General features: G+C 45.8%; 9 protein-coding genes. 3 read left to right on the top strand and 6 right to left on the bottom strand.

Going from position 1 to position 9,742, the window contains the following annotated elements:
- Positions 1 to 76: 76 nt before the first annotated feature.
- The 5 genes from ACQY26_RS04565 to ACQY26_RS04585 all read right to left on the bottom strand — a co-directional run bounded on the left by ACQY26_RS04565 (position 77) and on the right by ACQY26_RS04585 (position 4,043).
- Complete coding sequence (locus tag ACQY26_RS04565) at positions 77 to 622, bottom strand: hypothetical protein (protein WP_428047949.1); 546 nt, start codon at positions 620 to 622, stop codon at positions 77 to 79.
- Between the two features lie 137 nt (positions 623 to 759).
- Entirely contained in the window at positions 760 to 1,350 is a 591-nt protein-coding gene (locus ACQY26_RS04570; RefSeq protein ID WP_428047950.1) for an HK97 family phage prohead protease, read from the bottom strand.
- Positions 1,347 to 2,555 carry a phage portal protein gene (locus tag ACQY26_RS04575; RefSeq protein ID WP_428047951.1) on the bottom strand — a complete coding sequence of 403 codons (1,209 nt, stop codon included), beginning with the start codon at positions 2,553 to 2,555 and terminating at the stop codon, positions 1,347 to 1,349. The genes ACQY26_RS04570 and ACQY26_RS04575 overlap by 4 nt, the downstream gene beginning before the upstream one ends.
- A gap of 193 nt (positions 2,556 to 2,748) precedes the next feature.
- The gene (locus ACQY26_RS04580) at positions 2,749 to 3,336 is read right to left on the bottom strand and encodes a hypothetical protein (protein WP_428047952.1); all 588 of its coding nucleotides are present in this window, start codon (positions 3,334 to 3,336) and stop codon (positions 2,749 to 2,751) included.
- Between the two features lie 119 nt (positions 3,337 to 3,455).
- Positions 3,456 to 4,043: an ATP-dependent Clp protease proteolytic subunit gene (locus ACQY26_RS04585; RefSeq protein ID WP_428047953.1), complete on the bottom strand. Its 588-nt coding sequence runs from the start codon at positions 4,041 to 4,043 to the stop codon at positions 3,456 to 3,458.
- Positions 4,044 to 4,197: 154 nt separating this feature from the next.
- On the opposite strand from ACQY26_RS04585, the gene ACQY26_RS04590 reads away from it, so the two are divergent.
- Both ACQY26_RS04590 and ACQY26_RS04595 read left to right on the top strand, forming a co-directional pair.
- A complete protein-coding gene (locus tag ACQY26_RS04590; RefSeq protein ID WP_428047954.1) occupies positions 4,198 to 4,665 on the top strand; it encodes a type IV pilin protein in 468 nt (155 codons plus the stop codon).
- A gap of 209 nt (positions 4,666 to 4,874) precedes the next feature.
- Complete coding sequence (locus ACQY26_RS04595; protein WP_428047955.1) at positions 4,875 to 5,756, top strand: type IV pilin protein; 882 nt, start codon at positions 4,875 to 4,877, stop codon at positions 5,754 to 5,756.
- 116 nt (positions 5,757 to 5,872) lie between these two features.
- Here the strand turns inward: ACQY26_RS04595 and ACQY26_RS04600 are convergent, their stop codons facing one another.
- Positions 5,873 to 8,830: a 5'-nucleotidase C-terminal domain-containing protein gene (locus ACQY26_RS04600; RefSeq protein ID WP_428047956.1), complete on the bottom strand. Its 2,958-nt coding sequence runs from the start codon at positions 8,828 to 8,830 to the stop codon at positions 5,873 to 5,875.
- 130 nt (positions 8,831 to 8,960) lie between these two features.
- On the opposite strand from ACQY26_RS04600, the gene ACQY26_RS04605 reads away from it, so the two are divergent.
- Positions 8,961 to 9,742 (top strand): hypothetical protein (locus tag ACQY26_RS04605; RefSeq protein ID WP_428047957.1); only part of this gene is annotated, 782 nt, incomplete at its 3' end.

A 9,742-nucleotide genomic window follows, 5' to 3' on the forward strand; every position in this document is an offset into this window, starting at 1 on the left:
CTTTACTTCCGATGCTTTGTCCGCGCGCAAAAAAACGGCGGTCTTAAAACCGCCGTTTTGGTAAAGTGCTAAAAACTTAATTGCATTGTAAAACGGTATATTTGCCGCCGCCGGTTGTTTCTACATTCCTACGCCAAGTGTAGTTGCAATCGCTGGGATATTGCAAACCGTCGATATAAAGATTTCGAATCGTTATTTGTTGATCTCCGCCTATCACGTTTTCGGAATATACGTTGACGGAACCGGTGTTGCTCAGCCTGCCTATCGTGGTGGAGCTCCCGCCGCGTATGGTAAGAATATTCTCCCCGTAAACTTTTACGTTGCCGGTTATTTTTAAGTTCGTCCCGGAAAGGAACACGTTTTGGTTTACGTTTATACTGGGATTATTGTTTAAAGCCAAACCGCCCGAGGACGTTAAATTGAGGAACGTCGCGTTTGATTTTAATGTGTTAGTAACAGTCAAATTGCCGCCGAAGATTGCTTTTTTCTTAACCATCAGCTGCTGGTAATTGCCCCTTTTTACCGGAAGATAAGATATCTGTTCAATGCTTTGTGCGTTGAGGGCCGGCGCAAAGAGGGAAGCCAAAACCGCAAAAGACAATACATATATAATGTTTTTCATAAAAATCATTTCCCGTTTTTAATATAGGCGCGCAATGCGCTTAAAGTATACATAAATATTATAGGTGAATTGGCTTAAAATATCAAATTTTGTTTTTGAAATTATAAAAGTCCCCGGCTTTTGGGCCGGGGGCTGAGTTAATTTTTAAGGTCTTTAAGCCAGGCGTTGATTTCCGCGTTAATCAGTTTTTCCCGGTTTTCTTCACTCTCGGTGGAGTTTTCCGGGCTGAGGGCGGCCAGGCTGTTCGGGTCGGCCGGTATCGCCACCAAGCTGATTTCGTATATTTCCGCAAGGGTAAGCTTGTTGGGGGCAGAAGGGTCTTCGTAATGGAACCTTCCGGCTATGCTTATGCCTTTTGCGTGCCCTTCCTGATATAGTTTTCTTGCGTGCGCCACCATTGGGTGGGAAGAGGAAGAAAACAAAGCCTTAAAATAGAGGCCTTTTTTATCTTCGCGGATTTCGGTTACGGAGCCGGCCAGATGATCCAGACGGTTGACGTGGTCTATAAGCAGTACAGGGTTTTTCTTAAACTCGGAAAGTTCATAGACAAAATCCCTTTTGCCCGTCAGTACGGAGGGAATATCCCCGTATCTGTCGGCGGAGTTTTTTGTATTCGCGTAGCCTTCTATAAAAATAAGTCCGTTTTCCTCTTTTACCGCGCTTTGTTCAAGAGCGGCTATTTTAAAAGCCGGTTTTTTTAAGTCGCCTTTGATTTTTACAGTATTCATTTTGCACCTCCGTGATTTTCTTTCCCGTGCCCGAAAGGCAAATTAAGCGCTTGGGCTATTTCGGCTTTGTCATAACCGGTTTCGGCGTAGATTTTTGCCGCTTGGGCAAGTTCAAGCAGGTCTTCTTTAAGGCAGGCGACGGAGCCGGTGTCCTTATCAAAATAAAGCGTGCGGCTTTCGTCGAAATGCGGCAAAAGAAATTCCGTAAAAGTTTCCAATATCAGCGTTTGCTTGGGGTGAACGCAAGTCTGCCAGAAAATGCGCTGCTGTTCTTTTGTGTTGAACTGCGGCGCATGGTCAAAAAGGCCGACCAATGCCGGCGGAACGTGAAAGATTGAGAGTATCGTTTCCCTGTTTAATTTTATCCCGGAGATAAAATCCATATCCCTTTGGCTTAAGGAAATGTTCTGCCATTTCAGTCCGCCTTCCAAAAGTGCCACTTTATGAGCTTTTGCCGCGCCTTGATATTTGTCGCTCCAGGCTTTCATTATTCTTGCGCGGGAGGCGTCGTCAAGCCGTCCTTCCGTCTGCAATATGCCGGAGAGTGTGCCGGAATTATCAAAAAAAGCGCGGTTGAACGATTCGGCTTTATCTAAAGTTTCAACGGCTTTGCGCGCGGCCGCAATCGGCGAAAGACCGTAAAAGAAATCAAACGGATTGAAGTACTTAAAGTGGATGATTTCCTCCGCTCTGTAATAAGCCGTTTGCGCTCCGGCCCTGTACTTATAGCCTTGGACGGGTTTCTGCGGATTTTTGCCGGGGATGACTTCCACCAGCTGGCTAAGCAGCGGGAAAAGTTCCGTCGGCGTGCCGTCATGACGCGGGGAATCTTTAAGTATATAAGCGTTGCCGGTAAGTTCCAAACTGGCCGTTATCCACTGCCTTAAAAAACGTCCGCTCATAAAGCGGTTGGGGCGGTACATAAGTTCCAGCGCGGGATGTTCCGTAATAATGCGTCCGTTTTTGTCTTTAAGGGTAAAGTCCGCCGATGAAACCGTTTCCGCTATGACGTTGACGCAGGCGTATATCCAGGCTTTTTCGCCGTAGGCTTCCACATAAGGCGCATAGTTGTGGCCGGAGGGGGAAGGCAGCCGCGTTTCGTCTAAACGGGGGGAGGCGTATTCCATAAATAGCGGCATCCCCGCGCCGCCGTTGTTTCCGCTTTTCGCGGAAAGGCCTTCTATAAGTTTTTGTATTATTTTCATTATTCGCTTGTCAGGCGGGCAATAAAAAACCGCCGTTTGCACGGGCGGCTCTCCAAAGCTAATATAGCAAATTTTGCTTTTTATTAAAAGCCGGCGGGCTTAGCGGAAAAATAAAAATCCCCGGATTTGGCCGGGGATTTGGAGTATAGGAAACAACTAAAAATTAAAGAGGAACGTCTTCATCATCCAACAGTTAGTGGTATCTGTCAAAGTTTGCGTCGGAGTTCTTTTTGCTCGTCTTGGCCGGAGCGTATTCCATATCGGCGTGCGGATCGCCGTTAAAGGAAGTCCCGCCGCGGTTAATTTCCACGGGCCTGTTTGCGCCCCAAATTTCATGCAATTCCACGGAGAAAACCGCCAACGCGCCCTTTTCAATCGCTTTATTGTTTTTGTAGAAAACGATGTTGGCGTATACGGGGACGAGGTGATGCGGATCACTGTCGTACAAGTCTTCGTCTTTTGCCGAAAGCTTTACTTCTATTTTGTCGAAATTTTTGTTTTCCTCATAGGCGAAAGCGAGGGCGTTGTCCATTTCAAAGAAATAGACCTCCGCCGACACTTTTTTGCTTACATATTTAAGTTTGGGTTCAACTTTTATGTTCCCAGTTGTAAACTGGGCATAGCTGAGAAATTCCACCGTTTTGGCCTCTTTTTTAGGCTGCATAGCGGCGGTCATTTTCATGTTTGATTTAAGCGTTTCCGGCTTCGGCGCGGAAACGGGGGCCGCGTTTACGCACACGGCGGAAAAAGAAATCATTGCTGCCAATAATAAATGTTTCATTATATTTTGTTCTCCTCAGCGGTTTTAGCCGCTTTATTTAATTGTACAGTGTATGTCGCCCTGTCCGCAAGGGAATTAAGGCCTATGCGCGCCTGGGCCTTAAGGCCCAAGGCGGCAAATTATTTTTTAAGTTCAAGCACTTTGTCTATTATGCCGTATTCTTTCGCTTCTTGGGCGGACATATAATAGTTGCGTTCGCTGTCGAGGCGGATTTTCTCTTTGTCTTGGCCGGTGTGGTGCGCCAATATGTCAAGCAGATGTTCTTTGTTTTCCCTGAGTTCGCGCGATTCGATTTCTATATCCGTCACCTGGCCGGAAATCCCGCCGCCCCAAATTAAAGGCTGGTGTATCATTATTCTTGCATGGGGCAGCGCATATCTTTTGCCTTTTGAACCCGCCGCCAAAAGCACCGCGCCGAAGCTCATCGCCTGGCCCATGCAAATGGTGGTAATAGGGGCTTTGATATATTGCATGGTATCGTAGATGGCGAGGCCGGCCGTAACAAGCCCGCCGGGGGAATTGATGTAAAGGTTAATTTCGCGGGAGGAATCTTCCGCGTCCAAATAAAGCAGCTGCGCTATAATCATGTTCGCGCTGGAAGTATCCACTTCGCCTTCTCTGCCGCCGACAAAGATTATTCTGTCTTTAAGCAGGCGGGAAAATATGTCGTAACCTACGTTTTTTTCAATAATGGTGGGGATGATCATAAAACTCCTTTAGCCTAATATTTATTTAAAAATATGTTACAATTATTTTACAAAAATAATCGGCGTTAAATAACTGTTGACAAAGATAATTATTAATCGTATATTATTTTTGTAGCCAGCAAGGCTATTATTATATACCTTAGGAGGGTATTATATGAATAAGAAAGGGTTCACCCTTATCGAGTTGTTAGTCGTCGTATTAATCATCGGTATTTTGGCCGCCGTAGCGTTGCCTCAATACTTCAAAGCGGTGGAAAAATCCAGAGCTACCGAAGCTTTGTCCGTAATGGGCTCAGTCGCGGCCGCTATGGAAAGAGCCAGACTCGTTTCCTCCACCAACGTATATCCTACAACCTTATCCACCTTGGATATTGAGTTTTCCGATGTATCCGGCTCCCCGGTAACCGGCAGCTCCTGGAACACCAATAACTTCCTGATCTCCGTTGCCGGCACCGATACGGCTTCCGGCGTCGTAACCGCCAGCAGAACCGGTTCCTCAGGTTATACGCTTGCCAGGTACTACTATACCGGCAAAGTAACCTGCAATGACGGCGGCACCACTGCCGGAGCTTCCGTAAGCGGCATCTGCGCTTCTTTAGGCTTGCCGACAGCATCCAACTAAGTTATAAGGTTGTAAATGATTTAAAGCCCCGGGCCAGCCCGGGGTTTTTTATTGCAGGGGAGTTTTCCCCGCGCCGAATATAAGCGGAAAAGAAACCTAAATAAAAATTTTCACATAATAAAACGGCTTAAATTTTGCTTGATAAAAGGCGTATTTTTTGTAAAATATAATTAAGAAGTTGAAATTATTATTTTAAAGAGGGTATTAGTATGAGAAAACTATTGGATAAATTAGTCGCTTTAGCCAATTCCAAACCTTTTAAAAAGGGCTTTACTCTTACTGAACTTTTGGTTGTGGTACTTGTAATAGGCGTATTGGCGGCTATTGCTTTGCCTTCGTATACGAAATCCGTCAAAAAAAGCAGAGCTTCCGACGCTTTAAACAATTTAAACATTGTTTCTTTAAAGCAGCAGGATTATATGCTTAACAATGAAAAATATGCCGAGAATTTTAAAGATCTTAATGTCCCGATAGTAGGCCTTACGGGGGATTCCGCCACTGCTACCGTAGGCACTTTCCAATATACTCTCAGCGATGCATGCATAAGCGCTTCCAACACCAGGGCCGGGGAATCTTACACTTTCAGCAAAAACGTTGAAACTCAGCAAGTAGGCTGCCAGGGCGATGTTTGCTCTATGTTCGCCGATTTGGTTACGGAAGGTGATGTGGGCTGTGAATATGCGGGTGTCGGCGGTGATGACGGCTCCGGTATTACCCCCGGCGGAAAAGACTGCGGGGATTGCACCATGACCTGCTGCGACGGCAGCACCGTTACCGGTCAGTGCAATACCATTACCGGCCAATGCTATAATTATCCAACCTGCCCGATTTGCGATGACGGCCCGAAAGTTTGCCAAACGGGGGAAACCAAGACGGAAAACAATTGCGTCTATACGTGTTCCAACGACGCTTGGGTTTACTCCCAGCCGGCGGCCGGTTATGACGGCTATGATTCTTCGACCGGCCAATGCTATAAAAACGCCTGCCCTCAAGACACCCTGCAAAAGAACACCATTGACGGCGTCCACTATTGCAGAACTTATAAAAACGGGGCTTGGATACCCGAAGATTGGTCCCAGAAATGCAGTTAATCGCAGTCGCATTTTAAAATATAAAATCCCTCGGTCGTCCGGGGGATTTTTTATGTATAAATTCTTTGAAAGTCCTAATTTGTTTAACTGTAAAAGTTTACGGTAAAAATACGTTTTTACAGTTTTAAATGCTTAAAAAGTTTTGAGTAAGAAAGGGAAACCCCTACATATAAATTGCTTCCCGCGCCGCTGAAATCCCTTGCCTGCGCTTGGTAATAATTTATAAAAGGCGCGATATAAAATGATTTAAGCAGTTCCATTTCCACCTTGGCGGAAAGTTCAAACTCGTATGAAATATCGGTATCGCCCGGGTGCTGTACCAGAAAGAAATCCCTTATCGAAGCCCCGTATACGGCTTTGGCGTTGTCGTTAAGGGGGTGTTCAATTTTTACTATAGCCTGCCAGGCGTATTTCGTCGCCGTCTGCGGATAAGTAAAATCCAGTTCCGGGGAAAGCGACAGCGAGAAATCCTTAAGATATTTACCCTCAAACAATCTTACGCCGGCACGTCCGCGTAAAGCTTTGTAACGTGGGGCGTCGTCAGGCGTAGTAAATTCCGTCTGATAGCCTATGGAAACGAAAGGCCCGATTAAAAAACCGCCCAAAAAGTTTTTAACGTCCGTGCTTTTATATGTGTAATCCGTGGAAAGAATTATGGCGTCGGCGTTTTCGCTGCTGCTTTTGGCTTCGTCAAAAGGGCGCAAAGTCGTTTTTCCGTAAGTCATTGAAAGAACATTATCCCACCTGATTCTTTCCCTGTAATATTCCGCGGCGAAGTTCAAAGAACCCTGCAAAAGCGTCTGCCCGTCCGAGGTAAGCCTGCTGTCGGAGAAGTTCTGATATTTTTCTGCGTTTTTTACGTCCGTATTGCTGAAACGGAAAGAAAGATTCCTTAAATTATAACGCCATGCGCCGTAATTTTCGGGCTCGTTTTGAATAAGATTAAAAATTTCCTTTTCATAATCTTTAAGCAATAATTCGGTAAAATATTCGTCCGCCGCGATAGGGCCCTGCAGGCTTGTTTTAAGGTCCAGCTCTTCGGTGATTTCATCTTTCGGAGGCAGGCCTTCGGCCAGGCGCGTTTCGCGCTGTTCTCTGTATTCTTCGGCCATTTTCATGGCGGCTTTTCTGTTGGCCTGTAAAATTTGCGTAAGATAATTGGTTACCATTTCTTCCGCCGTAAGGCCGGTTTCTTTTATTTGGGTTACGTCGGCGTTTAAATCCGGCAGGGCGAGCCTCTCTTTAAGCAGGGACGCCGGGAAGGCCGCGCTGTAAATTTCATCATCATTGACGGCCAAGGTGTTTATTTTGAAGGAATCCCCGTCCTTGACCGCGCCAGATACCGCCAAACTAAATCCGGTGGCGTAATCTTTTGCGTTGTCAAAAGGGTTCCCGAAGTCGCCCAGTTTCAGCATTTTTTTAAGGTATTTGCCTTTGATTTTAACTTTTATTACAGGCTCGTCGGAAGCCAGCATATTGCTTATATCTTTTTGGCTGAGCGCGCCGAGCGGTTTTTCTTTGAAAGGGATTATCCTTATAAAAGAAACTTCGGTTTTCGCCGTTTTCCTGATAATTGAGGCTGCCATGTTAAAAAATTCCGCCGGCGTGTAAGAAAGGCCGTTCTTCCCGCTGTAAGCCGCCAAATCCTTCGCGCCGGGCAAAAGATATTCGTTGGCGGCGCTTTGCCAGTCGTCAAAAAAATATTTGTTTACCGGGTAAAATTCATTATTAAAGTTGTTGCCCGTAAATATATTAAGGGGCGGATAATCTTCTATAACCGCGGGGGTATATCCGTTTTCGTTTAAAACGAACTTAATGCCGACGTCGCCCAAAACGTCGGGCTTTACGTCTGCGGAATAAGCCGGCCTTGTCGCGGGGCGAAGGTTCCAGTCTTTTAATTCTATGCGTTTTTTTAAAGGCTGTTCCTGCACTTCCGGCGCGGCGTTTATAACCATATCCACGCCTCTTGTCTGCTGTAAAAGCGCGCTTAAAGTTTTTGCGCGCAGGTGTGAAACCAAAATTATAAAATCGGCGTTTTGGCTATCTCTTAAATCGGAGGCGAGTTCCTGCGCGGCGGAAGACGGATCGGTAACTTTAAGCGGCAGGCCTCTGCCCGGCGCTCCGTCCAGCGCGCCCGGTTCGCTTAAGGAAATTAAACCTATTTTCAAACCGTTCTTTTCAATGACCGCCGTTTTTGAAAACGGGGCTTCTTCCGCATCTTCCAGCGCGGATATATTGCTTGCGATAAGTTTGCTTTTAAGTTCGGGGTAAGCTAAAGCGCCTTTGTAAATGATAAATGAATCTTTCGGAGCAAACGCGACGGCGTCGGTATTCATGCTTTGCCAGTAGCGCGCCAAAAAAGCCGGCTGTGATGAAAGCCGTTCGTATTTTTCAAGCCCGCCGGTATTGATTATGACAAGCGGTTTATCTTCGGCGTGCGCGATATTTTGCACCGGGTTGAACCATGCGCCTATTCCGCCCAAAGGTTTTTGTAAAATATAGATAAAACTTTCGTCTTCGTTCTTGGAAACTGTGTATTTTACCATGACCGCCGGCAGCCAAAGTCCGCCGAGTTTCGGCGCGGCCGATGATGCCCCCAAAACTTCAAACTCCTGGCCTTCGGGCATAACCAGCAAGCCGTTTCGTACTCTTAAAAGTTTCGGCGTAAGGGGGTTTTTCTTTGAAGAGGCCGGCAAAACCATATTTTTTATTTCTTTATCCAAATAAGGCTGCTGGAACATTATGGCCGAATCTGTCGTTATAACGTCTTTAAATCCGGCCGCTCTGTAAGAAAACTCCCCGGGTGCGGCGGAAACATCTTTGTTTATGGGCGCTTCCGTGGAAAATACATAAGACTGCCCGCTGAAAAAGGCCTGAAGTTTTTCAGCCTTTTCCAAATTATAAGTTCCGCTCTGCTGGCCAAGACGCTGTTCAAAGGAATTTTGCAGTGCGGAGGCCGATGTGTAATTATCGGAAAAGAAAATAATCCGCAAATCTTTGCTTTGCGCGTTCAGCGTTACGGCAGAAAACAGTAAAAAACCGAATAAAAAGAAATTTCTTATAGCGGAAGTCATATACTATTAAATAATATCATTTATATGCGCGTGAGGGCATAGGTCTTTTGGCCTAGGGGAAAATAGAGCCAATTTCCCTTGTGAAGATTTCACAATTGTATTATCATTTAATATATATATTGGTATCATTATGGGGAAAATTAAACCGATTATCAGAAAATTTTTAGCTTTGTCGCTTTCTTTTGCGCTGTTTGCGCAAAGCGGCGCGCCGCTTTTTGCCTCAAGCTCGGGAATGGAAATTTCTTCCGAAGCTTTGGATACTTCTGCCTCTGATCTTTCCGCGGTGGATAACGTATATTTGCGCGCCAGGAGCGTCAATGAACATGAAGAAGCGCTTTCTTCTTCTTTAAAGGCGGCCGTTAATTTTTTTGAGAATTCCGCCGAAGCTAAGAAAATTTTAAATCTTAAAACGGCGGGGGCCAAATACGGCGTTTTATGGCCTATGTACGTAAAAGCGGCGGATGCGAACGCCGCCGGAAAACTGGAATACGCCTTAAAAAAGTTTTTGCTTGACTATCAGCTTAAACCTTCGGCCATGCCGTATAAAACTTTTTTGAAGGAATATGACGAACTGATAGCAAAGGTAACCTCCGACTATCTTTTGTCCAAACATTGCACGGCCGAGTGCAGGACAAATCCTGCCGCCGTAAAAAACGCTTTTGAAACTTCTTATCCCGCCAAAAAAGCTTACGCGGGATATAAAGCTTCCGTAGAAAAAGAAATCGCCTGGCGCGCGGCGAACAAAGCTAAAATCGCCGCCAAAATGCAGGAAGCCGTAAATAAATATATCTCGCTTTTCGGGGCGCAGCTTTTAAGTTCGGAGATGATTTCTTTCCTGCTCAATTCCGATTTTAACGGCAAATCCGCTTTAAGTGAGGCCGCGGTCAGGCAAATATACGTTTACAACGTAAC

Source organism: Candidatus Proelusimicrobium excrementi (assembly GCF_937881865.1).
In the GTDB taxonomy this organism is placed as follows: Bacteria; Elusimicrobiota; Elusimicrobia; order Elusimicrobiales; family Elusimicrobiaceae; genus Proelusimicrobium; species Proelusimicrobium excrementi.

Bases quoted from the DNA above. Each gene is read 5' to 3' on its own strand.
- ACQY26_RS04565 (WP_428047949.1), bottom strand. From the start codon at position 622: ATGAAAAACATTATATATGTATTGTCTTTTGCGGTTTTGGCTTCCCTC.
- ACQY26_RS04570 (WP_428047950.1), bottom strand. From the start codon at position 1,350: ATGAATACTGTAAAAATCAAAGGCGACTTAAAAAAACCGGCTTTTAAA.
- ACQY26_RS04575 (WP_428047951.1), bottom strand. From the start codon at position 2,555: ATGAAAATAATACAAAAACTTATAGAAGGCCTTTCCGCGAAAAGCGGA.
- ACQY26_RS04580 (WP_428047952.1), bottom strand. From the start codon at position 3,336: ATGAAACATTTATTATTGGCAGCAATGATTTCTTTTTCCGCCGTGTGC.
- ACQY26_RS04585 (WP_428047953.1), bottom strand. From the start codon at position 4,043: ATGATCATCCCCACCATTATTGAAAAAAACGTAGGTTACGACATATTT.
- ACQY26_RS04590 (WP_428047954.1), top strand. From the start codon at position 4,198: ATGAATAAGAAAGGGTTCACCCTTATCGAGTTGTTAGTCGTCGTATTA.
- ACQY26_RS04595 (WP_428047955.1), top strand. From the start codon at position 4,875: ATGAGAAAACTATTGGATAAATTAGTCGCTTTAGCCAATTCCAAACCT.
- ACQY26_RS04600 (WP_428047956.1), bottom strand. From the start codon at position 8,830: ATGACTTCCGCTATAAGAAATTTCTTTTTATTCGGTTTTTTACTGTTT.